This window comes from Sphingobium sp. SYK-6 (genome assembly GCF_000283515.1).
GTDB lineage: Bacteria > Pseudomonadota > Alphaproteobacteria > Sphingomonadales > Sphingomonadaceae > Sphingobium > Sphingobium lignivorans.
This window is the reverse complement of the sequence record NC_015976.1, coordinates 1,434,289-1,454,403: the sequence shown is the minus strand read 5'-3', so window position 1 is coordinate 1,454,403 and position 20,115 is coordinate 1,434,289. Positions and strand designations below refer to the sequence as shown.

The following is a 20,115-nucleotide window of genomic DNA, read 5'->3' as shown; positions in this document are numbered from 1 at the left end:
CTTAGCGCTTGCCGCCCGACTTGTTTAGCATCCGTTTCCAAAGCGGGCGTCCTCATCAACCCTGCAACGTGGCGCTACGGGTGGCTCGCGCAAACATCGTGGCGCCGATTCCCAGCAGGATCAGCGCCATGCCCAGGACATGATAGGCATGAAGCGGCTCGCCGAGGATCAGGATCGCGAGCAGCGCGCCGAACAGCGGCTGCAGATTGACGACCTGTCCGGCATCCGCCGCGCCGATCTCTTCCACCGCCCGATTGTACATGAAATAGGCCACGATCGAGGGCAGCGCGATGATATAGGCCACGCCGGCGAGCACCCCCGGCGTCAGATGCACGGCCCGGCTCTGCAGCTCGATAAGCGAGAAGGGCAGCATCGCGAGCGCCCCGATGAGGATCGTGAGACCCAGAAACGTCAGGGCATTCACCGGCGGCCGCAGGCGCAGCAGCACCGTGTAAAGCGACCAGACCACCACCGCGCCCAGAATGAGCAGATCCCCGATATTGAACTGCATGGCGCGCAGGGCGGCGGGATCGCCCCGGAAGATAATCGCCAGGACCCCGGCGGCCGCGACGAGGCAACCGGCGACCTGCACCGGTCGCGGCCTGATGTGGAAGATGAAGAAATTCAGCGCCAGCACCAGCGCGGGAACCGCCGCCTGGATCAGCAGGCTGTTGGAGGCGGTCGTGAACTGCAGACCGGAATAGAAGAAGGCATTGAACGAACCCACGCCCAATATGCCGAGCAGGAGGATGCGCGGCCAGCCGCGCCGGATGATGTCACGGTCGGCCGCGATGTAGCGCCAGGTCGCCGGGAGCACGAGCAGCGAAGCGCCGGCCCAGCGCCAGAAAGCCAGCGTGAACGGCGGCACCTCCTCGTGGATGGCGCGCGCCACGATGCTGTTGCCGGACCAGAGCAGCATCACGAGAACCAGCATGAAGTAGACGCCGCGGCGTGATCCGGTCAGCAAATGACGAGCCTTTCTCTGGACATCCGCGCCTATGACGTCGCCGCCGGCCCTTCGCAAGCGAAGCAGTGCGGCACCCGTAAAGGTTCGGCGCCGTCGGAGCCGCGCGCCGCCCCCATCTTGCATTCGGCGGCGATCGCGCCTCTAACCTTGCGCCAACAACGGACCTGTAAGGCACATGCAGCCATGACCACTGCCGAGGCCACGCCCTCTCTTACCATGATCGACCATGCCGACCGTGCTTTTCTGGGTCATCCCAAGGGCCTGGCTTATCTCGCCTTTGCCGAGGCGTGGGAGCGCTTCTCTTATTATGGCATGCAGACCCTCCTGGTCCTCTACATGGTCAAATATCTGCTCCTGCCGGGGCAGATCGAGAATGTCTGGATGCTGGACGCCTTTCGCCAGCTCCCGCTTTATCGCGGGCTGGATGGCCAGCCGCTCGCCTCGGCGATCTTCGGCACTTATGCCGCGAGCGTCTATCTCACGCCGATCCTGGGCGGCTTCCTTGCCGACCGTTTTCTCGGCAAGCGGCGCACGGTGCTGCTCGGCGCCATTACCATGGCGATCGGCCATTTCCTCATGGCGTTCGAGGCCAGCTTCCTCCTCGCCCTGCTATGCATGGTACTCGGCGCGGGCATGTTCAAAGGCAATATCGCCAGCCAGGTCGGCGCGCTCTACAAGCCGGACGACCTGCGCCGGGCCGATGCCTTCCAGATCTTCTATCTCGGCATCAATGCCGGCGTGATCGGCGCGCCGCTGATCGTCGGCGCGCTGGGCGAGAAGGTCGGATGGCACTGGGGTTTCGGCGCCGCGGGCGTCGGCATGCTCATCGGCCTCGCCATCTATGTCTCGGGCCAGAAATATCTCCCGTCCGAGCAGTTCGAGCCGCGCAGCCGGGCCGGCGCCATCGCCGCTTCGCCGCGCCCGCCCATGTCGCGGCAGGACTGGCTGGCGCTGATCGCCGTGCTGCTGCTGATCCCGGTGATGGCCATCGCGATCGTCCCCAACAATCAGATCTTCAATGCCTATCTGATCTGGGGCGACCAGACCTTCGATCTCGATTTCTTCGGCACGCGCCTGCCGACATCCTTTCTGGTCACGCTGGATGCGATCGTGTCGGTCAGCTTCCTCGCCATCGTCGCGTTGTTCTGGCGCTGGTATGGCCGGCACTGGCAGGAACCGGACGAGCTGAGCAAGATGGTCATCGGCTCGCTCTTCTCCACCGGCGGCATGCTTTGCCTGTTCATGGCCGCCTCGACCGACGGCAGCGATGGCCGCATCGGCCTCCTCTGGCCCGTGCTTTTCCATGTCGTGAATTCGATCGGCTTCGCGAACCTGCTCCCGGTCAGCCTCGCTTTGTTCGCGCGCCTCGCGCCCAAGGCGCTCAATGCGACCGTGATCGGCCTTTACTATCTGGCGTTCTTCGGCGGCAACTCGCTCGTCGGCTGGGTCGGCGGCTATTACGAGACGATGGCGACGCCGGTCTTCTGGCTGATGCACGCCGGGTTCGCGGCCTCGGCGGGCGGCATCTTCCTGATCTTCAAGCTGCTGCTTTCGAAGCGGCTGATGCACGCGCCGCTGCCCGTGGACGCCTGAGCGGCGGCGAGGCGGTGGAAGCCGGAACGACCCGCAGCGAATTCGTTGTGGCTGCTTCCGTCAGGACCTGACCAGGTTGGCGAAGACTACGTCCGCCCGGCTTCCGAGCGGGCATATGGCGGGGCTGTCGCCGAAATGCAAGGCAGGAAGGCACTGGCGGCGGGCCTGACATGGCATGCCGGCCGGCGGTTCCGCGCTCAGGCCTTCACAACCCCTGCATGTTGCGGCTTTCCGGCGGGATCCGCACGGTCAGCGATTCCATCGCCTCGGACAGGACGATCTGGCAGGCAAGCCGGCTGGTGCGGGTGGTCGCCGCCGCCAGATCCAGCATGTCCTCTTCCTCCTCGCTCGCCCGGGGCAGCTTCGGGAAATCCGCCGGATCGATGATGACGTGGCAGGTCGAGCACGCCATCTGCCCCTCGCAAGTCCCTTCCAGAGGCTGCCCGGCCGCCTGCGCGATGTCGAGCAGAGTGTCGCCCGGCGCGGCCTCCACTTCCATGACGTCCGCGCCGTTCGCGCTGATGAACGTGATCCGTGTCATGCCGCCGCCTTCTGCATCGCCGCCGCCTCATTGATGAGCGTGGCCGCGTTCGCAAGCTCCTCGAAGGTCGAGTAGCGCCCGAAGCCCAGCCGCAGCGAACTGCGCGCCTCGCGGTCATTCAGGCCAATGGCCCTCAGCACATGGCTCGGCCGGCCCGATCCGCTGGCGCAGGCAGAACCGAGCGAGAAAGCCACCCCGCGCACGTCCGACACCAGTCGCGCGGCATCGATGCCCGGCCGGCAGAGATTGAGATTGCCATGATAGCGCGCATCGAGAGCGCCATTGACGCGCCAGCCTGTGAAGAATGCAAGCGCCTCGCGCCAGAGCGTCTCGACGAGGCCGAGATCCTCCGCCCGCCGCGCGGCCGCGAGCTGCGCCGCGACGCCGAAGCCGGCGCACAGCATCGGCGAGAGCGTCCCGGGCCGCAGCCCCTGCTCCTGACCGCCACCGTGCATCAGCGGTGGCAGTTGCAGCCCGTCCCGCAGCCACAGCGCCCCGACGCCCTTGGGCCCGTGGATCTTGTGCGCGGTGACGGCGATCATGTCGGCCGAGGGCGTGTCCAGCCGGCCGAAGCCCTGCACAGCATCGCACAGCGTCGGCACGCCATGCGCGCGGGCGATAGCGATCAGCGCTTCGATGGGTTGGATCACGCCGATCTCATTGTTGACCTGCATCACCGCGAGGAGCGCCGCCCTCTCGTCGATCGCCGCCTCGGCAATGTCGAGGTCCACCAGACCGTCGCGGCCCACCGGCAGGATCACCGGCTCGAAGCCCTCGTGCCGCAGCGCCATCACCGTGTCGAGGACGGCGGCATGCTCCGTGGCGAGCGTGATCACGCGCCGACGCCCGGGCGCGGACGCGCGCGCCGCGCCGACGATCGCGATGTTCAGGGCCTCGGTCGCGCCACTGGTGAAGATCAGCCGGCCGTCCGTCTTTCCCAGAGCCATCATGATCCGCTCGCGGGCCAGCCCCACGTCGGCCGCCGCCACGCGCCCGATGCGGTGCGCGCTGTTGGGGTTGCCATAATGCGCCATCGCCTCGGTCATCGCCGCAGCGACCTCCGGCGCGAGGGGCGTCGTCGCCTGATAGTCCAGATAGATCATTTTTTTGCGTTCCCGTGGCAAATGGCCTGCCACTGAGCAAGAAAGGCGTCAATCTCGCTGGCCTGCGTATCATGCCCCATAGTGACACGGATAACCTGACTGGCGGCTGTATCGTCCCACCCCATCGCCGCGAGCACATGGCTGGTCCGCAGGCTGCCCGAGGAACAGGCGCTGCCGGCTGAGACCGCGATCCCCGCCAGATCGAAGCGAATGAGCTGCGCCTGCGCCGATACGCCGGGCATGCGGTAGCTGGCGATCGTGGGCAATCGCGGCGATGCCTGCGCCACAATCTCGCCCCCGGCTGCAAGGATCGCGGCATCGAGTTGCTCGCGCCAGAGCGCGGCATCGGCGAGCCAGTCGCGCGGCGCCTCCAGCGCGGCCGCGAAACCGAGCGTGAGCGGCATCGCTTCCGTCCCCGCCCGATAGCCCTGCTCCTGCCCGCCCCGGGGATCGAGCGCGGCGAGATCGCGCACCAGCAGCGCACCGATGCCGATCGGCCCGCCGAGCTTGTGCGCACTGACCGCGATCAGATCGGCCTGCTGCGGCAAGGCGATCTTGCCCGCGCTCTGGCTGCAATCGGCGAAAAGTAGCCCGCCTGCCGCATGGATGCGCGCCGCCAGCGCGTCGAGCGGCTGGATGACGCCTGTCTCGCTGTTGACCTGCTGAATGGCGATCAGGGCGTCCGGCCCGATGTCATCGGGCAGGGACACGAGGCCGCCGCGATCAATAGGCAGGCGGCTCTCCACGGGCACCTGGCGAAGCACCGCATCATGCTCGCTTGCGCCGGCAAGCAGCCGCGCCCGCTTCGCGCCCTGCAGGGCGATGGCGATGGCTTCGCTTGCTCCCGAGGTGAAGATCACATGCCCATCCCAGCCGAGCGCCCGGGCGATGCGCGCCCGCGCGTCCTCCAGCAGCGCGCGCGCACGGCGTCCGGCGGCATGCGGCGAGGAGGGATTGGCCCAGGCCGCAAAGCCTTCCAGCATCGCCGCCCGCGCCTGAGGCAGGAGTGGCGTCGTGGCGGCATGGTCGAGATAGATACGGCTGGTCATGACAACTCGTGCAGAAAGGAGCGTTGCCGCCAGGAGGGGTATCGAGGATCACCATCCAATAAGATTGCGAAATGGCGGCGCTCACCTATATAAGCCCGCAATCCTCGCGCGTCAGCCACCCGGCAGATGCCGAATTCCTTATCTAGCTCCAGGTGCCATGCCAGACGTCATCTTTCCCGGTCCCGAAGGCCGTCTCGAGGGCCGTTTCAGCCCTCCGCCCCGTCCTCGCGCGCCCGTCGCGCTGATCCTTCATCCCCATCCGCAGGGCGGCGGCACGATGAACGATCGCATCACGCAGGCGCTCTACAAGACCTTCGTGAAGCGGGGCTTCGCAACCCTGCGCTTCAACTTCCGGGGCGTGGGCCGCAGCCAGGGCGTGTTCGACAACGGCATCGGGGAACTGTCGGATGCTGCGGCCGCGCTCGACTGGGTGCAGAGCTTCCACCCCGAGGCGCAGACGACATGGATCGCCGGCTTCTCCTTCGGCGCCTGGATCGCGATGCAGCTCCTCATGCGCCGGCCGGAAGTGCGCGGCTTCATCTCGGTCGCGCCACCCGCGAACATGTATGACTTCTCGTTCCTCGCCCCCTGCCCCGCTTCCGGGATCATCGTGCAGGGCGTGAACGACGAGGTCGTCTCCGCCGGTTCGGTGCAGAAGCTTGTCGACAAGCTGCGTACCCAGAAGGGCATCACCATCCATCATGACGAGATCCGCAACGCCAATCACTTCTTCGAGCATGAACTCGACCAGCTGATGATGAGCGTCGACAATTATCTCGACATGCGTCTCGCGCCGGATTCGCCGATCCGGTGATCGTTCTCGCGGGATCGATCCGGCTCCCGCCCGAACGTCTCGACGAGGCCCGGCCGGTGCTGGCACGGATGGTCGAGGCCAGCCGTGCCGAGCCGGGCTGCATCGCCTACAGCTTCGCCGAGGATCTTCTGGAGCCGGGGCTGATCCGCATCTTCGAGCTCTTCGAAGGCCGCGCCGCGCAGCAGGCCCACTCGACCAGCGCCCATATGGCGGCGTTTCGCGCGGCGTGGGAGGCCCTTGGCATCGGCGACCGCGCGATCACCGAATATGAGGTCGCTACCGCTCGCGAGCGCTAACCCTCGCTCCGCGCGCCTCAGCTGCCCAGCGCCTCGACCATCTCGGCCAGTTCCAGCCAGCGCTCCTCGGCCGCTTCCTTCTCGGCACATGCCTTGTCGATCGCGGCGGTCAGTTCGGCGAAGCGCCCGGGATTCTTCGCATAGAGATCGGGATCGGACAGCGCCGTCTCATCGCGCGCGATGGCGGCCTCGATCGCCTCGATCCGCGCCGGCAGAAGGTCATAGTCGCGCTGGTCCTTGTAGCTCAGCTTCGCGGCTTTCGGCGGCGGCGGCGCATCCAGCGTATTCCCCTTGGCCGTCCCGCTCTTCTTCGCTCCCCCGAGCGGCTGCCGTCGCCTGGCTTCCCAGTCGGCATAGCCGCCCGCAATGACGTCCACCCGGCCCGAGCCATCGAGGCCGAGCGTCACCGTCACCGTGCGGTCGAGGAAGTCGCGGTCGTGGCTGACGATCAGCACCGTACCTTCATAATCGGCAATGACTTCCTGAAGCAGATCGAGCGTCTCGAGATCGAGATCGTTGGTCGGTTCGTCGAGCACCAGCAGGTTCGATTCCCGGGCGAACTCGCGCGCCAGCAGCAGGCGCGAGCGCTCACCGCCGGACAATGTGCCGATCCGCGCCTCGACCAGCCCGGGGTCGAACAGGAACTCCTTGAGATAGCCCTGGATATGCTTCTTGGCACCCCGCACGGTCACCCAGTCGCCGCCATCCGCGAGGATGTCGCGCACCCGCTTTTCGGGCTGGAGCAACTTGCGCTGCTGGTCGATGACGATGCCGTCCAGGGTCTTCGCGCGTGTGATCGTGCCGCTGTCGGGCGCCAGTTCGCCGGTGAGCATGCGCAGGAGCGTCGTCTTGCCGGCGCCATTGCCGCCCACGATGCCGATGCGGTCGCCACGCTGGATGCGCAGCGTGAAGTCCCGGATGATCGTCCGCTCGCCATAGGCCTTGGTGACCTGATCGGCCACGATGACGCTCTTGGTCTTCACATCATCCGCGACGACGGACATTTTCGCGGCGCCCTGCGGCCCGATCATGGCGGCACGGGTGGCGCGCATCTCGACCAGCTTGGCGAGGCGGCCCTGATTGCGCTTGCGCCGGGCCGTAACGCCCCGCTCCAGCCAGTGCGCCTCGATCTTCAGCTTGGCGTCGAGCTTTTCCGCAGCGCGGGCCTCGTCGGCATAGACTTTCTCCATCCATGCCTCGAACCCGCCGAAGCCCACCTCGTTGCGGCGCAGGTCGCCGCGATCCAGCCAGAGCGTCGAGCGCGTCAGGCGCGTGAGGAAGGTCCGATCATGACTGATCGTGATGAAGGCGCCGCTGTATCGCGAGAGCCAGCTTTCCAGCCAGTCGATCGCGGAGATGTCGAGATGGTTGGTGGGCTCGTCGAGGAGGAGAATGTCCGGCTCGCTCGCCAGCGCCCGGCAGAGAGCCGCCCGGCGCCGCTCGCCGCCCGACGCGGTGGCCGCCTCGCGGGAAAGATCGATGCCGATCTGATCGGCAATCGCCTCGATCTCGTGCAGGGCCGGTGGATTGTCGCCGGCAACAGTAAAGTCGCGCAGCGTCGCGAAAGGCGCCAGATCCGGGTCCTGGTCCAGCATCACGACATTCGTGCCCGGCACGATCGAGCGCTTGCCCTCGTCCGCCTCGATGTGACCGGCGATGAGCTTGAGGAGCGTCGTCTTGCCCGCGCCGTTGCGGCCGATCAGGGCGAGCCGGTCCCGCTCCCCGACAAAGATGTTGAGCCCCCGGAACAGCCAGCCGCTGCCCTGGATCAGACCGAGATTTTCGTATGAAAGAAGTGGCGCTGCCATGACGGGGCGCTAAAACAGAACTGGGCGGTCCGGGCAAGGGCAGAGCGTCCTGCAGGTCAGCGATCGTTCATCGTTGCTCGATCAAGACGCCCCCATGATCAAAAGTGGAAGGATGCTCCCATGCTACGAACGCCCCTCCTGCTCGCAGCAGCAGCTCTCATGATCCCGGCGGCCGTGTCTGCCCAGGGGCCGCAGGGCGCCGGCCCGATGGTTCCGGCGAGCGGGCCCATCCTCAGTCTCGCGGTGACGGAAACGATCCAGTCGGCGCCGGACATGGCGACGATCAATACCGGCGTGCAGACCCGCTCGATGAGCGCTCAGGATGCGATGACGCAGAATGCCGCCCAGATGGACAAGCTCGTGTCGATGCTGGTGAAGAAGGGTATCGAACGCAAGGACATCCAGACCAGCGGCATCAACCTCAACCCGCAATATGACTATTCCGATCGCACCGGCGGGAAGCCGCCCCGTTTCATGGGCTATGAAGCGAGCAACCAGCTCACCGTGAAGGTGCGCAAGCTGGATGGCGCGGGCGAGCTGGTCGACGCGATGGTCGCGGCAGGCGCCACGAACATCAATGGCCCCTCCTTCAGCATCGCCGACCCCGCCGCGCTGCTCGATCAGGCGCGGACCAAGGCGATCAGCACCGCGCAGGCGCGGGCGGACCTCTATGCCCGGGCGACCGGCTATCGCAGTGCCCGGCTGGTGGGCATTTCCGAAGGCGGCGAATCCAGCCCGCCGATGCCGATGATGATGCGCTCCATGGCCATGGAAGCGGCGCCGCAGACCAAGATCGAGCCGGGCGAAATCGGCACCTCGATTTCGCTCAACGTCCGATATATGCTGGAGCGCTGAACGGGAACGAAATGGGGCATTCACCGCGTGTTCAATGCATGATCGCTATTGCGGCGCCATGACAGTGCGCAGACCGATTCTGATCCTTTGCAGTCTCCTGGCCCTGGGCGGGGTGACGGCGCCGGCCTCGGCGCAAAGCTTCGCGCATGGCGACGACCAGAAACAGGCGCGTCGAGCGATGCTCGATGGCGAAGTGATGCCCTTTTCGATCATCAAGCGGCGCGTGGAACGCGCGATGGGCGACGCCACGCTGCTCGGCGTGGCGCCCCCGCCGCGAGATGGAATCTATCTCATGCAGTTCCTCCATGCCAATGGCGTGGTGGAATGGGTCTATGTGGACGGCAAGTCGGGTGACATCGTCGCGCGCAAGCGCCAGAAGGGCCAGAGAGACTAGCCGGGCCGGCCCTGGCATGCCGCTCTTCCCGACCGGGACCAGTCTGAAAGGAATATCATGCGCCTGCTGATCGTTGAGGATGAACCGACACTGGGCACCCAGCTCAAGGCCACGCTGGAAGGCGCCGGCTATGCGGTCGACCTCGCCACGGATGGCGAAGATGGCCATTTCCTCGGGTCCACCGAGAGCTATGACGCCATCGTCCTCGACCTTGGCCTGCCCGAAATCGACGGCCTGACCGTTCTCGATCGCTGGCGCAAGGAAGGCTCGCAGGTCCCCGTGCTCGTCCTGACCGCGCGTGACAGCTGGTCGGACAAGGTCGCCGGGCTGGACGCGGGCGCCGACGACTATCTCGCCAAGCCATTCCAGAGCGAGGAACTGATCGCCCGCCTGCGCGCGCTCATCCGTCGCTCTTCCGGCAATGCCTCGAGCGAACTCATCGCCGGCGATGTGCGCCTCGACACCCGCTCGGGCAAGGTGACGCTCAATGGCGAGCCGGTGAAGCTGACGGCTCAGGAATATAAGCTGCTCTCATACCTCATGCATCACAAGGGCAAGGTGGTCAGCCGCACGGAGCTGATCGAGCATATCTACGATCAGGATTTCGACCGGGATTCCAACACCATAGAGGTTTTCGTGACGCGGATCCGCAAGAAGCTCGGCGCCGACGTGATCTCGACGATCAGGGGGCTGGGCTACAGCCTGGACGAACCCGCTGGCTGATCAGGCCCCGTCCGCGTCCTCCATTGCGGAACAGCCGAAACCCCGCAGCACCGGCTCGCTCAGCCGCCGCATCATCGGCATTTCCGCGATATGGATCGGTGTGCTGCTGCTGGGCGGCGGACTGGCGCTCGATCGCGTGCTCACCAGCGCCATCACGCGCAATTTCGACGACGGGCTTTCCTATGTCCTGACGGCGATGATCTCCTCGGCCGAGGTCGGGCCGGAAGGCGAAGTGCTGTTCAACCGGCCTCTCGCCGACCAGCGCTTTCTCGAACCCGCCAGCGGCCTTTATTACCAGATCAGCGGCGAGGGCCATGAGGACTGGCGGTCGCGATCCCTCTGGGACCGGGCCATCCAGGTGACGCCGGACATGCGCGATCGGCCGGGCCAGGGCATCGATAGCCACCAGTTCCCAGAGGAACCCCTGCGCCTGATGGCCCGCACCGTGATCCTGCCGGGAAGCGACACGCGCTGGATCTTCATCGTCGCGCAGGCGCGCGAGGGCCTCGACGCGCAGATCCGCTCACTGCGGCAGACGCTGGTGAACAGCTTCCTGGCGCTGGGCGTCGGCCTGATCCTGCTCGCGGCGCTCCAGGTCTTCTTCGGGTTGCGCCCCCTGCGCCGCATCAGGCGGGAAATCGCCCGGATGCGCGCGGGCGAGAAGAGCCGGGTGACCGAGCCGCTGCCGCGCGAAGTCCAGCCGCTGGTCGAGGAACTTAATGCCCTGCTCGCGCATAACGAGCAGCAGGCTGAGGAAGCCCGGCGCCATGCCGGCAATCTCGCCCACGCCCTCAAGACGCCGCTCACCGTGGTCATGAACGCGGCGACGGCGAAGGCCCCGGACCTCTCGGGCATCGTCATTCGCGAGACCGGCACCATGCGCCGCCAGATCGATCATCACCTCGCCCGGGCGCGGGCGCTTGGCCGGCGCGGCGCCGCCCAGAGCCGAACGGAAGTATGGCCCAGCCTGGAAGCGGTCGAGCGCGCCGTCGAGCGCCTCTATCCCGATGTCCGCATCGATCGCGACGGCGCGCATGATGCCGTCGTCCGCGTGGAGCGGCAGGATCTCGACGAACTGCTCGGCAACCTGATCGAGAACGCGGCCAAATATGGCGGCGGCAGCGTGTTCGTAACAGTCTCCCCGCAAGGCCAGTCGATTGACATCCTCGTCGAGGATGACGGGGCAGGCATTCCCGAGAACGAGCGCGAGCGCATTTTCGATCGGGGCGTGCGGCTGGACAGCGGCAAGCCCGGCACGGGCCTCGGCCTCGCCATCGTGCGCGACGTTGCGGAAATCTACGGCGGCACCGTCGAGCTCGATGAAAGCGAGGACCTTGGCGGGCTGCTCGTCCGCCTGCGCCTGCCGGCCGGCTGATCGGCCAAAAAAAGAGGGCCCGGACGACTGTCCGGACCCTCCCAGCATGTGGAACGTGTGAGACAGGCTCAGGCGAACTGGACCTTGGTCGAGCGGCGACGCATGCTCGCGCCGACCAGCCCGAGGCCACCGATCATCATGGCCCAGGTCGCCGGTTCGGGAACAGGCGCCTGCATCTCGAAATTATAGGTGGTGGAGCCACCGGTCGTGGTGAACGTCACATTGTCGACGAACGCATGATAGCCGAGCGTGGCGCCGCTGCCGGCGCCGACGCTGATCGCCGTCACATAGGCAGCGTCCGAATAATAGTTGCTCGCTGCCCAGTCGGTGATCGTGTGGAGCTGCAGCATGCCGCCATCTTCATTGGGGCCCAGACCCGTGGCAAACTGCCAGAAGACATCGGTGCTGTTGGTGCGGTACCAGGCACCGGTCGGATTGGCGCTCGCCAGGCCGCCCACGCCGGGATTATACGCGCCTTCCCAGATCAGCTCGCTGCGCTGGGCGCCGTCCTGCACCATCAGGCGAAGGGCGGGCGTGTAAGTCTGGCGGGCACTGTCCGCCGCCACCTGCCAGTCGAAGACCAGGCTCAGAACGTCCGAAAGCAAGCCGAGATTGGTGGCGACGCCGGGGCCACCATATTGATAGCCGGTCTGAACGCGTGTGCGATCGCCGACCAGTTCGAGCGAACCATTGCCCGAGCGCGGCGCGGCACTCGAGATATAAGCGTCACCGCCGCCGGTATTCTCGCCGGGAAGCGATCCCCACGCCGTGCCAGCCGGCACCGGCAGCCCAAGGCTGGTGACGGTCTGCGTCGCGGCGACCGCAGGCTGCGCGATCACGATGCCGGCCGCAAGTGCGGCCATCGCCGCAGTCGTAAGAACATTGAACTTCAACATGACAACTTTCCTCCCACTTAACCGGAGGAAAGCTTCTCAAACATGAGAGAAAGGACAAATACAGTTAACTATATTGCGATTAATATTAACCATTTAACGATATTTATCCCCTGATAATCGCCTGCTTCTGGATCACATTGAAACATTCACGCGAATTCTATCGTGAATATTTTCAATCTATAGCGCAGTCACCCCACCCGTTTGCGGGCGCGACTCGGCGGCGTCATCGAACGAAGAGAGGATCGGGCATGGCCCCATCCCCGAGGATTCGCATTCCAGCGCGAGTTTTTGCAACACCGCCCGGGCACGCTGAAGCTCGGCGATTTTGGCATCCAGCGCCGTCAACCTCTCGGCGGCGAGCTGGCGCGCGCGTACCCGGTCTTCCCCCGCGTCCAGCGAGAGCAGCTCTCCGATCGCATCCAGAGTGAAGCCAGCCAACTGGGCCGAGCGGATGAAGCGCAGGCGGCGCACATCCTCGTCATCATAACGCCGCACGCCCCCGGATAGCGCGCGCCCCCCGCCCCGCTCAGGCAGCGCCAGGAGCCCGCGGCGCTGATAATAACGCACCGTCTCGACGCCAACGCCGCCCGCTTGCGCAAGTTTCGATATCGTCATGCCTGCCATGCTTGACTCCGTACCATGGTACGGACCCTATATGGGACGCAGCACGATCAGAACAAGGAAGGACGGCATGGCTGTCTCTGCTGCACCGGTGGGCCGCGAGGCCATTCTCTATCGCATGGTCATGCCCGGCCATATCTGTCCTTATGGACTCAAGGCGTTGCATCTCCTGCGCAGCAAGGGCTTTTCGGTGGACGATCGCTGGCTCACCAGCCGCGCGCAGACCGATGCATTCAAGGCCGAGCAGGACGTGCGCACGACGCCCCAGATCTTCATCGATGGCGATCGGATCGGCGGGCATGACGACCTGCGCCGCCATCTCGGGCTCAAGGTCCATGATCCGCAGGCGACCAGCTACGTCCCCGTCCTCGCCCTGTTCGCCGTCGCGGCGCTGATCGCGCTCGTCATCGACTGGCTGACAGCGACGCCCTGGTTGTCGATCGCGACAGTGGAGCGCTTCATTTCCACCGCGATGATCCTGCTCGCCATGCTCAAGCTGCAGGATGTCGACCGGTTCGCGACCATGTTCCTGGGCTATGACCTGCTCGCGCGGCGCTGGGTGCCTTACGCCTATCTCTATCCCTTCGCGCAGCTCGGCGCGGGCGTGCTGATGCTGGCGGGCGCCCTGCCCTGGCTCGCTGCGCCCATCGCCCTGCTGATCGGCGGCATCGGCACCGTCTCGGTCTTCAAGGCCGTCTATATCGAGAAGCGCAGCCTCAAATGCGCCTGCGTGGGCGGCGGCAGCAATGTGCCGTTGGGCTTCGTCTCGCTGATGGAGGATATATTGATGAGCGCCATGGCGCTCTGGATAATGGCAGGGATGATGTAAGGCGCCTTCAGGGCGTCTCGGCGGAGGATCGGATGCGATCGCCACCCGACCGCATCCCTCCCCGTTGCTTTTACTTGCCGCGCTTCTTGCGGTGGCTGTCAAGGTCGAGCACGTCGGTGTCCGATCCCTCCGGCAGCAGGCCAAGGCGCCGCGCGACTTCCTGATAGGCTTCCACCTCGCCACCGAGATCCCGACGGAACCGGTCCTTGTCGAGCTTCTCGTTGGTCGTCATGTCCCACAGGCGGCAGCCGTCCGGGCTGATCTCGTCAGCCAGGATGATGCGCGAGAAGTCCCCGTCCCAGATGCGGCCGAACTCCAGCTTGAAGTCGATCAGGCGAATGCCGATGCCGGCGAACAGGCCGCTCATGAAGTCGTTCACGCGGATCGCCATGTCGGCGATATCGTGCATTTCCTCCTGGCTCGCCCAGCCGAAGCAGGCGATATGCTCTTCGGTGATCATGGGATCGCCGAGGGCATCGTCCTTGTAGTAATATTCGATCAGCGTGCGGGGCAGCTGCGCGCCTTCCTCGATGCCCAGGCGCGTCGAGAGCGAGCCCGCCGCCACATTGCGCACCACCACTTCGATCGGCACGATCTCGACCTGGCGGATGAGCTGCTCGCGCATGTTGAGCCGCTTAATGAAATGCGTCGGCACGCCGATATTGGCGAGCAGCGTGAAGATATGCTCGGAAATCCGGTTGTTGAGCACGCCCTTGCCCGAGATCGTGCCCTTCTTCTGGGCATTGAAGGCCGTTGCATCATCCTTGAAATACTGGATCAGCGTGCCGGGTTCGGGTCCTTCATAAAGGATCTTCGCCTTGCCCTCGTAGATTTGGCGGCGACGGGACATGATGGGGTGCCTACTCGCAAGCGGTGAACGAAAAACCAAGACCCCGGCGACGCGAATCGGCAAGGATCAGCGAACGCCGGGGGCTGTGGGCCGACCTGATAGACGATGGCGGCGGCGAGTGCAATTTCGGGGCGAGGCCGCGCTGCCCCGCCCTCTCCTCACTCCGCGCCGGTCACCTCGGGCGCCTGCGCCAGCGGCTTGATGCCGAACTCCGGATAGGCTTCCGCCGGGAAATAAGCGACGCCGCCCTTCATCACCATGGCTATGCGCTTGGTCGCCTTCAGGTCCTGCAGGGGATCGCCCGGGATGAGGAAGAAGTCGGCGAGCTTGCCTTTGGCGATCGAGCCCGTCGACTGGTCCTGCCCAATATAGGCCTGCACGTCCAGCGTGGCCCGCTTGAGGATCTGCGCGGGCGTCATGCCGATCTTCTGGTAGAGCTCCAGCTCGCGATGCAGGTTGAACGCCCCGCCCAGATCGGTGCCGGGCACGATGAATATCCCGCGCTCGTGCATGGCCCTGATCGTTGCGACGATCTGGTCGAACGCGGCCCGGTAAGCCGCGTCATCACCGGCCGCCGAGGTGTCGAGCATCTGCTGCTTCAGGCTCCGCTGCACGCTCACCGGCATGTAGTCGTAGACATCCGCCATATTGGGCGTCGCCGTCCCGTCGCGGCCGAGCAGAGCCTGCTCGTGGATCACCAGCGTCGGGTCCAGCGCGATCTTCTTCGCGGCCATGCTGTCCAGCGTCTTCCGCACGGGCGCACTGCCAAGGTCGAGGCCGGGCAGCCGCTTGAGCGCTGTGATGCGCAGCAAGGTGCGCGGGTCCTCGTCGGGCGCCAGCACCCAGCCGAGGATGACCTGGTTGATATGGGTCAGCTCGTCATAGCCGGCGGCGATCATCGCATCCGCATTGGTGAAGGCGGGCACATGGCCCGTGACGCGCAGCCCCAGCCGGTGCGCTTCCTCGACCATCGCCGGCACCCAGGCCGGGTTCATGCTGTTGTAGACCTTGATCTGCCAGAAATCGCGCGCGGCATACCAGCGCACCGCGTCCAGCGCCTCGGCCTGATTACCGACGAGAATGCCGTTATTGGCATTGAACTGGCTCTTGCCTTCGATGAAGCCGCTGCGCACCACGCGCGGCCCGGCGATCTCGCCCCGGTCCATGCGGTCGACGAGCTGGTCCAGCACCGCATTGTCGTTGCCCATGTCGCGCACGGTCGTGATGCCCGCCAGGATGTTCAGCATCGCGCTGTCCTGGTCGAGATGGCCGTGCATGTCGGTCAGGCCGGGAATGAGCGTGCCGCCGCCGCCGTCGATCCGGACTTCGCCGGGCGTGGCGGGGCTGTCGAGCGGCTCCACGGCGGAGATCCGCTCGCCGGACACGACGACCGAGACGGGCGCCGTCAGCGCCATCGCCGCGGGATCGAACAGGCGCACATTGGTGATGCGCACGGGCTTGCCATAGCGATGGCCAAAACGCGTCTGCATGTCGACATAACGCTGGGTCGAAAGCCGTTCGGCAATACCGCGCAGCCGCGCTTCCTCCCCTTCATAGCCTTTCCGGACGACCACGAACTCGGGAGTCATGAAAGCGAACAGCTTTCCCGCCGGATCGACCGCGAGATAGCTGGGATTGAGATCGACACCGGAGATGGTGAGCGTAGTGACCTGCAGATCACCGCCCTCCCCCTTGACCTGGAACGCCTCTCCCTTGGCGAGGCGCAGCGTGCCGCCCGGCAGCGCCGGCATGGCATTGTCCGCGTCCCTGAGAAGCTGGCTGGCCTGCACCCAAAGAGACCACGGGCTGCCGCTCTGCGGGACGTACAGGCTGGGCTGGCTGACGGTCGCGCTGCCCGAGCCGGTCGAGTCCGTCCACGTCGCCTTGCGGCCCCGGATCGAGAAGCGCTCATCGACCTTGCTGCCGAAGGTGGTGCTGCCGGTCACTGTCCAGCTCGTCGGAAGACCGCTGGCATCGGTCGCCAGCGTTTCGGCGATGGTCGGGCCGCGACCATTGTTCTTGTAGTCGAACACGATGCTCGTCTTGCCGTTCTCTACATCGGCCGTCATGTGCCCGACGGGTTTCTGGCCATAGATCACGGAAAAGCTCTCGGTCTCCGCAAGCGCGGCGGAGGAGGCGAGCACGGAAGCGACGGCGAGGCTGGACGCCAGCAAGCGAATGGATCTCATGCGCCGCAGAGCTATGGCAAATGCGCCATCTTGGCAATGCGACGAAATGGGGCGCGCGGCGATGTCGGAAGGCTGGAGCGGGTAGCGGGGATCGAACCCGCATCACAAGCTTGGAAGGCTAGTGCTCTACCATTGAGCTATACCCGCGCCGAGAGCGGCCGCTTGCCACAGCGCGGCGCTTCGGGTCAATGCCCTTCGCATCATGGCCATTCACACCGCACGCCCGAGGAGCGGACACATAGCTAAGGCCAACCGACAATTTGATACAAAGTCGCGCGATTGCGACAAAATCTCCTGACATCCTCCACCTATAAGGCAGGGGAAGGCGCTCGCTCCCACGGCGCCACCAAGTCAGGAAAACCGTCATGTCCCTTCGCCCCACTCTTCTTCTCATCGGCGCCGGCCTGCTTTCGCTCGGCGCGGCCGCCAATGCCCAGCCGCCCGGCGATCGTGCCGGCGCCCGCCCCGCGCCTATGGATCGCAGTCAGGTCCAGGCGCGGCTCGAAAAGCATTTCGACGCGCTCGATCTCAACAAGGACGGCACCGTGACGCCGGAGGAACGCAAGGCCGGCCGCACCCAGATGCGCGAGACGATGCGGGCGCACATGTTCGCTCGCCTCGATGCGGACAAGAATGGCAGCATCAGCAAGGACGAATTCGCCGCTGCCAAGGGCCAGCACCGCAAGGGCCCCGGCGAGGCCGGAAAGATGCGCCGCCATCCGGGCGCGATGTCCGGCATGCCCATGCACCACCAGCTCGCCGCCTATAAGGACAAGCCGCTCACCCGGAGCCAGTTCGTGGAACTGGGGCTCGGCATGTTCGACCGCGTCGACACGGATCGCGACGGCAAGATTTCTCCTGCCGAGCACAAGGCCGCCCGCGAGGCAATGCGCGACCGCCCCGCGGCGGCCCGGAAGCCCATGTCCCCGCCCCCGGGACAATGAGGCGCGCGACCGGCCCGGCGAAGTCCCACTTTTTCGTCGGACCGGCCGCACTCACGGCGGGGAGGCCTTCGGCTTCCCCGCCGTCCTCCGTTGTTCCCGCCGCGCGTTGCGGGATGGACGCCGCTCCGCAATCGCGGCACAAGCCGATCGATCCATTGCGCAGGACCGTCCGTCATGTCTCCCCGCCCCCATCTCCTTCTCGTCGATGACGAAACCGCCATTCGCGAACCGCTGGGCGCCTATCTCCAGCGCGCGGGCTTTCGCGTTTCCGAAGCACCGAACGCCGCCGAGGCGCGCCGGATCCTCGCGAGCAGCGCCATCGAGCTTGTCGTGCTGGACATCATGATGCCGGGCGAGGATGGCCTCAGCCTGTGCCGGTCCATCCGCGAGCAGGGCGAATTGCCGGTCATCCTGCTGACCGCGCGAACCGAGGAGACGGATCGCATCGTCGGGCTGGAAATGGGTGCGGACGACTATGTGCTCAAGCCCTTCTCGCCCCGTGAACTGGTGGCCCGCATCAAGACGATCCTGCGCCGCGCGGCCGGCACTGGCGCCAGCGCGCGGGAGAGCCAGAACAGCGCCGCGCTCTATCGCTTCGAGGGCTGGACCCTGCGCGCGGACGACTGGACGCTGACCGGGCCGGACGAGGTCGTCATTCCGCTCAGCACCGCCGATTTCCGGTTGCTGCACGCCTTCGTCACGCATCCCCGGCAAGTGCTGAGCCGCGACCAGCTCCTCGATCTCACACAGGGCCGCGAAGCCCATGCCTTCGATCGTTCGATCGACAACCAGATCAGCCGCCTGCGCCGGAAGCTGGAGGATGACGCCCGCTCTCCCGTGCTCATCAAGACGGTGTGGGGCGGCGGATATATGTTCAGCGCGGACGTGATCCGCGAATGAGCTGGAGGCAGCGCCTTTCCCTGGGCTGGTTTCGACCACGCACGCTCGCGGGCCAGACGATCCTGGTGGTCGCCGCGTCGCTGTTCATGGTGCAGCTCATCGGTTTCCTCATTTATTATGCGACGCAGCGCAATCAGTGGATCACGGTTGCTGCGGCCCCCGGCGTCATCCGCATTCTGGAAGCGCTGGATTCGAGCGAGCGGACCGAGCCCTGGCAGCGCATTCGCGCCGCGCGCGGCCTGCTGCTCAGCGCCCAGCCGCCGCCGCGCCGGGGGGAGGATGCCCCTGAAGTCGCGCAGCGCGCCTCCGAACTGTTCCGCTCCGCCGGCCTCGCGCCGCTGGAAGTGCGCGCCGCCATCGATGAACCGCGGCGGCGCAATCGCCTCGCCGAGATCCTGCCGGGAGACCGGCGCGGCGGCCGTGCCCGGCTGCAGGTGCAGCTCAGCGTCCAGCTCCAGCCCAATCGCTGGGTCACCGTCTTCACGCGCGCGGCGCCCATCGATCAGCCGATTCTTCAGCGGATCGTCGTGCAGACCCTCTTCGTCTACGGCATCGTCCTCATTCCGCTGGTGTGGTTCACGCGCCGGCTAGCCGCCCCGCTGCGGGCGCTCACCTCGGCGACGGCGCGCGTGGGCACGCCGGAAGGAGCGCCGCCGGTCCCGGAAATCGGACCGGACGATGTCCGTGGCCTCGCGGCGTCCTTCAACGCGATGCAGGATCGCATCCGCTCCATGCTGGAGGAGAAGGATCACATGCTGGGCGCGATCGGCCATGATCTGCGCACGCCCCTCACCGCCCTGCGCGTGCGGGTGGAGACCGCCGCCGAGGGGCCGGACCGCGACCGCATGATCGCGACCATCGAGGAAATGCAGAAGATGCTGGACGACATCCTGTCGCTGGCACGGGTCGGCCGGGATCGGGAGCCGCCTCAGCGCGTCGATCTGGCGGCGCTGGCGGATGCCGCGCTTGATGATTTCGAGGATACCGGCGCGCCTGTCACGCGCGGGGAGATGTCGCGCGCCGTCGCCACGGTCCATCCGCGCGCGATCCGCCGCGCCCTGACCAACCTGATCGAGAATGCCGTCAAATATGGCGCGCGAGCGCATGTTTCTGTCCATGTCGAGCGCGGCCGGGCCGTTCTCGCCGTCACGGACGAAGGACCGGGCATCCCCGAGGAGCGGATCCAGGAAATGCTGCAGCCCTTCACGCGCATGGAGGAATCGCGCAGCCGGGACACCGGAGGCACTGGTCTTGGCCTCGCGATCGTCCGCGCGGTCGCGTCCGCCGAAGGAGGTCGCCTGAACCTGACGAACCGTCCGGAAGGCGGGCTGCGCGCCGAACTGATCCTGCCACTGACCCGCTGAGCAT

General features: G+C 66.0%; 20 protein-coding genes, 1 tRNA gene and 1 other RNA gene. 11 read left to right on the top strand and 11 right to left on the bottom strand.

Annotation, left to right across the window (positions count from 1 at the left end):
- Positions 1 to 55: 55 nt before the first annotated feature.
- The gene (locus SLG_RS06585; RefSeq protein ID WP_070098769.1) at positions 56 to 934 is read right to left on the bottom strand and encodes a DMT family transporter; all 879 of its coding nucleotides are present in this window, start codon (positions 932 to 934) and stop codon (positions 56 to 58) included.
- Positions 935 to 1,150: 216 nt separating this feature from the next.
- Between SLG_RS06585 and SLG_RS06580 the strand changes: the two genes are divergently transcribed.
- The gene (locus SLG_RS06580) at positions 1,151 to 2,560 is read left to right on the top strand and encodes a peptide MFS transporter (RefSeq protein WP_014075666.1); all 1,410 of its coding nucleotides are present in this window, start codon (positions 1,151 to 1,153) and stop codon (positions 2,558 to 2,560) included.
- Positions 2,561 to 2,570: 10 nt separating this feature from the next.
- Here the strand turns inward: SLG_RS06580 and ffs are convergent.
- The 4 genes from ffs to SLG_RS06565 form a co-directional block, all read right to left on the bottom strand.
- Positions 2,571 to 2,668: signal recognition particle sRNA small type (gene ffs, locus SLG_RS20635), an RNA gene on the bottom strand.
- A gap of 97 nt (positions 2,669 to 2,765) precedes the next feature.
- Positions 2,766 to 3,101 (bottom strand): 2Fe-2S iron-sulfur cluster-binding protein, encoded by a 336-nt coding sequence (locus SLG_RS06575; RefSeq protein ID WP_014075665.1) that lies wholly within the window; start codon positions 3,099 to 3,101, stop codon positions 2,766 to 2,768.
- Positions 3,098 to 4,204: a cysteine desulfurase family protein gene (locus SLG_RS06570; protein ID WP_014075664.1), complete on the bottom strand. Its 1,107-nt coding sequence runs from the start codon at positions 4,202 to 4,204 to the stop codon at positions 3,098 to 3,100. The genes SLG_RS06575 and SLG_RS06570 overlap by 4 nt, the downstream gene beginning before the upstream one ends.
- Positions 4,201 to 5,253: a cysteine desulfurase family protein gene (locus SLG_RS06565; protein WP_014075663.1), complete on the bottom strand. Its 1,053-nt coding sequence runs from the start codon at positions 5,251 to 5,253 to the stop codon at positions 4,201 to 4,203. Before SLG_RS06565 ends, SLG_RS06570 begins: the two co-directional genes overlap by 4 nt.
- Before the next feature lie 157 nt (positions 5,254 to 5,410).
- Here SLG_RS06565 and SLG_RS06560 point away from each other — a divergent pair, with 157 nt between their 5' ends.
- Positions 5,411 to 6,067, top strand: a complete 657-nt coding sequence (locus SLG_RS06560) for an alpha/beta hydrolase (protein WP_014075662.1) — start codon at positions 5,411 to 5,413, stop codon at positions 6,065 to 6,067.
- The gene (locus tag SLG_RS06555; RefSeq protein ID WP_014075661.1) at positions 6,064 to 6,363 is read left to right on the top strand and encodes a putative quinol monooxygenase; all 300 of its coding nucleotides are present in this window, start codon (positions 6,064 to 6,066) and stop codon (positions 6,361 to 6,363) included. The genes SLG_RS06560 and SLG_RS06555 overlap by 4 nt, the downstream gene beginning before the upstream one ends.
- Before the next feature lie 17 nt (positions 6,364 to 6,380).
- On the opposite strand, the gene SLG_RS06550 is transcribed toward SLG_RS06555, so the two are convergent.
- A complete protein-coding gene (locus SLG_RS06550; protein WP_014075660.1) occupies positions 6,381 to 8,171 on the bottom strand; it encodes an ABC-F family ATP-binding cassette domain-containing protein in 1,791 nt (596 codons plus the stop codon).
- Positions 8,172 to 8,291: 120 nt separating this feature from the next.
- On the opposite strand from SLG_RS06550, the gene SLG_RS06545 reads away from it, so the two are divergent.
- The 4 genes from SLG_RS06545 to SLG_RS06530 all read left to right on the top strand — a co-directional run bounded on the left by SLG_RS06545 (position 8,292) and on the right by SLG_RS06530 (position 11,518).
- Positions 8,292 to 9,026, top strand: coding sequence for an SIMPL domain-containing protein (locus SLG_RS06545; protein ID WP_014075659.1), 735 nt, complete (start codon positions 8,292 to 8,294; stop codon positions 9,024 to 9,026).
- Between the two features lie 58 nt (positions 9,027 to 9,084).
- Positions 9,085 to 9,420, top strand: a complete 336-nt coding sequence (locus SLG_RS06540; protein ID WP_148276514.1) for a hypothetical protein — start codon at positions 9,085 to 9,087, stop codon at positions 9,418 to 9,420.
- A gap of 57 nt (positions 9,421 to 9,477) precedes the next feature.
- The gene (locus tag SLG_RS06535; RefSeq protein ID WP_014075657.1) at positions 9,478 to 10,143 is read left to right on the top strand and encodes a response regulator transcription factor; all 666 of its coding nucleotides are present in this window, start codon (positions 9,478 to 9,480) and stop codon (positions 10,141 to 10,143) included.
- Between the two features lie 70 nt (positions 10,144 to 10,213).
- A complete protein-coding gene (locus tag SLG_RS06530; protein ID WP_041391785.1) occupies positions 10,214 to 11,518 on the top strand; it encodes a sensor histidine kinase in 1,305 nt (434 codons plus the stop codon).
- 68 nt (positions 11,519 to 11,586) lie between these two features.
- On the opposite strand, the gene SLG_RS22130 is transcribed toward SLG_RS06530, so the two are convergent.
- Entirely contained in the window at positions 11,587 to 12,414 is an 828-nt protein-coding gene (locus SLG_RS22130) for a PEPxxWA-CTERM sorting domain-containing protein (RefSeq protein WP_014075655.1), read from the bottom strand.
- Between the two features lie 177 nt (positions 12,415 to 12,591).
- A complete protein-coding gene (locus SLG_RS06520) occupies positions 12,592 to 13,038 on the bottom strand; it encodes a MerR family transcriptional regulator (RefSeq protein WP_014075654.1) in 447 nt (148 codons plus the stop codon).
- A 67-nt stretch (positions 13,039 to 13,105) separates the two neighbouring features.
- Between SLG_RS06520 and SLG_RS06515 the strand changes: the two genes are divergently transcribed.
- On the top strand, positions 13,106 to 13,864 hold the full coding sequence (locus SLG_RS06515; protein ID WP_041391784.1) for a MauE/DoxX family redox-associated membrane protein: 759 nt from the start codon (positions 13,106 to 13,108) through the stop codon (positions 13,862 to 13,864).
- Positions 13,865 to 13,934: 70 nt separating this feature from the next.
- Here the strand turns inward: SLG_RS06515 and purC are convergent, their stop codons facing one another.
- From purC to SLG_RS06500, 3 genes are all read right to left on the bottom strand, one after another.
- On the bottom strand, positions 13,935 to 14,714 hold the full coding sequence (purC, locus tag SLG_RS06510) for a phosphoribosylaminoimidazolesuccinocarboxamide synthase (protein WP_014075652.1): 780 nt from the start codon (positions 14,712 to 14,714) through the stop codon (positions 13,935 to 13,937).
- 158 nt (positions 14,715 to 14,872) lie between these two features.
- Positions 14,873 to 16,903, bottom strand: a complete 2,031-nt coding sequence (locus SLG_RS06505) for an amidohydrolase family protein (protein ID WP_014075651.1) — start codon at positions 16,901 to 16,903, stop codon at positions 14,873 to 14,875.
- 73 nt (positions 16,904 to 16,976) lie between these two features.
- Positions 16,977 to 17,050, bottom strand: a tRNA-Gly gene (locus SLG_RS06500).
- A 218-nt stretch (positions 17,051 to 17,268) separates the two neighbouring features.
- Here SLG_RS06500 and SLG_RS06495 point away from each other — a divergent pair.
- The 3 genes from SLG_RS06495 to SLG_RS06485 all read left to right on the top strand — a co-directional run bounded on the left by SLG_RS06495 (position 17,269) and on the right by SLG_RS06485 (position 20,111).
- Entirely contained in the window at positions 17,269 to 17,847 is a 579-nt protein-coding gene (locus tag SLG_RS06495; RefSeq protein WP_014075650.1) for an EF-hand domain-containing protein, read from the top strand.
- A gap of 174 nt (positions 17,848 to 18,021) precedes the next feature.
- Entirely contained in the window at positions 18,022 to 18,747 is a 726-nt protein-coding gene (locus SLG_RS06490) for a response regulator (protein WP_014075649.1), read from the top strand.
- A complete protein-coding gene (locus tag SLG_RS06485) occupies positions 18,744 to 20,111 on the top strand; it encodes an ATP-binding protein (protein WP_014075648.1) in 1,368 nt (455 codons plus the stop codon). Before SLG_RS06490 ends, SLG_RS06485 begins: the two co-directional genes overlap by 4 nt.
- The last annotated feature ends 4 nt before the right edge of the window (positions 20,112 to 20,115 follow it).

What these genes read in the sequence shown, in the direction of transcription:
- SLG_RS06515 (WP_041391784.1), top strand. Translation starts at nt 13,106, where the DNA reads ATGGCTGTCTCTGCTGCACCGGTGGGCCGCGAGGCCATTCTCTATCGC.
- SLG_RS06490 (WP_014075649.1), top strand. Translation starts at nt 18,022, where the DNA reads ATGTCTCCCCGCCCCCATCTCCTTCTCGTCGATGACGAAACCGCCATT.
- SLG_RS06520 (WP_014075654.1), bottom strand. Translation starts at nt 13,038, where the DNA reads ATGGCAGGCATGACGATATCGAAACTTGCGCAAGCGGGCGGCGTTGGC.
- SLG_RS06550 (WP_014075660.1), bottom strand. Translation starts at nt 8,171, where the DNA reads ATGGCAGCGCCACTTCTTTCATACGAAAATCTCGGTCTGATCCAGGGC.
- SLG_RS06540 (WP_148276514.1), top strand. Translation starts at nt 9,085, where the DNA reads ATGACAGTGCGCAGACCGATTCTGATCCTTTGCAGTCTCCTGGCCCTG.
- SLG_RS22130 (WP_014075655.1), bottom strand. Translation starts at nt 12,414, where the DNA reads ATGTTGAAGTTCAATGTTCTTACGACTGCGGCGATGGCCGCACTTGCG.
- SLG_RS06545 (WP_014075659.1), top strand. Translation starts at nt 8,292, where the DNA reads ATGCTACGAACGCCCCTCCTGCTCGCAGCAGCAGCTCTCATGATCCCG.
- purC (WP_014075652.1), bottom strand. Translation starts at nt 14,714, where the DNA reads ATGTCCCGTCGCCGCCAAATCTACGAGGGCAAGGCGAAGATCCTTTAT.
- SLG_RS06575 (WP_014075665.1), bottom strand. Translation starts at nt 3,101, where the DNA reads ATGACACGGATCACGTTCATCAGCGCGAACGGCGCGGACGTCATGGAA.
- SLG_RS06505 (WP_014075651.1), bottom strand. Translation starts at nt 16,903, where the DNA reads ATGAGATCCATTCGCTTGCTGGCGTCCAGCCTCGCCGTCGCTTCCGTG.
- SLG_RS06570 (WP_014075664.1), bottom strand. Translation starts at nt 4,204, where the DNA reads ATGATCTATCTGGACTATCAGGCGACGACGCCCCTCGCGCCGGAGGTC.
- SLG_RS06585 (WP_070098769.1), bottom strand. Translation starts at nt 934, where the DNA reads ATGCTGGTTCTCGTGATGCTGCTCTGGTCCGGCAACAGCATCGTGGCG.
- SLG_RS06560 (WP_014075662.1), top strand. Translation starts at nt 5,411, where the DNA reads ATGCCAGACGTCATCTTTCCCGGTCCCGAAGGCCGTCTCGAGGGCCGT.
- SLG_RS06565 (WP_014075663.1), bottom strand. Translation starts at nt 5,253, where the DNA reads ATGACCAGCCGTATCTATCTCGACCATGCCGCCACGACGCCACTCCTG.
- SLG_RS06495 (WP_014075650.1), top strand. Translation starts at nt 17,269, where the DNA reads ATGTCCCTTCGCCCCACTCTTCTTCTCATCGGCGCCGGCCTGCTTTCG.
- SLG_RS06485 (WP_014075648.1), top strand. Translation starts at nt 18,744, where the DNA reads ATGAGCTGGAGGCAGCGCCTTTCCCTGGGCTGGTTTCGACCACGCACG.
- SLG_RS06535 (WP_014075657.1), top strand. Translation starts at nt 9,478, where the DNA reads ATGCGCCTGCTGATCGTTGAGGATGAACCGACACTGGGCACCCAGCTC.
- SLG_RS06580 (WP_014075666.1), top strand. Translation starts at nt 1,151, where the DNA reads ATGACCACTGCCGAGGCCACGCCCTCTCTTACCATGATCGACCATGCC.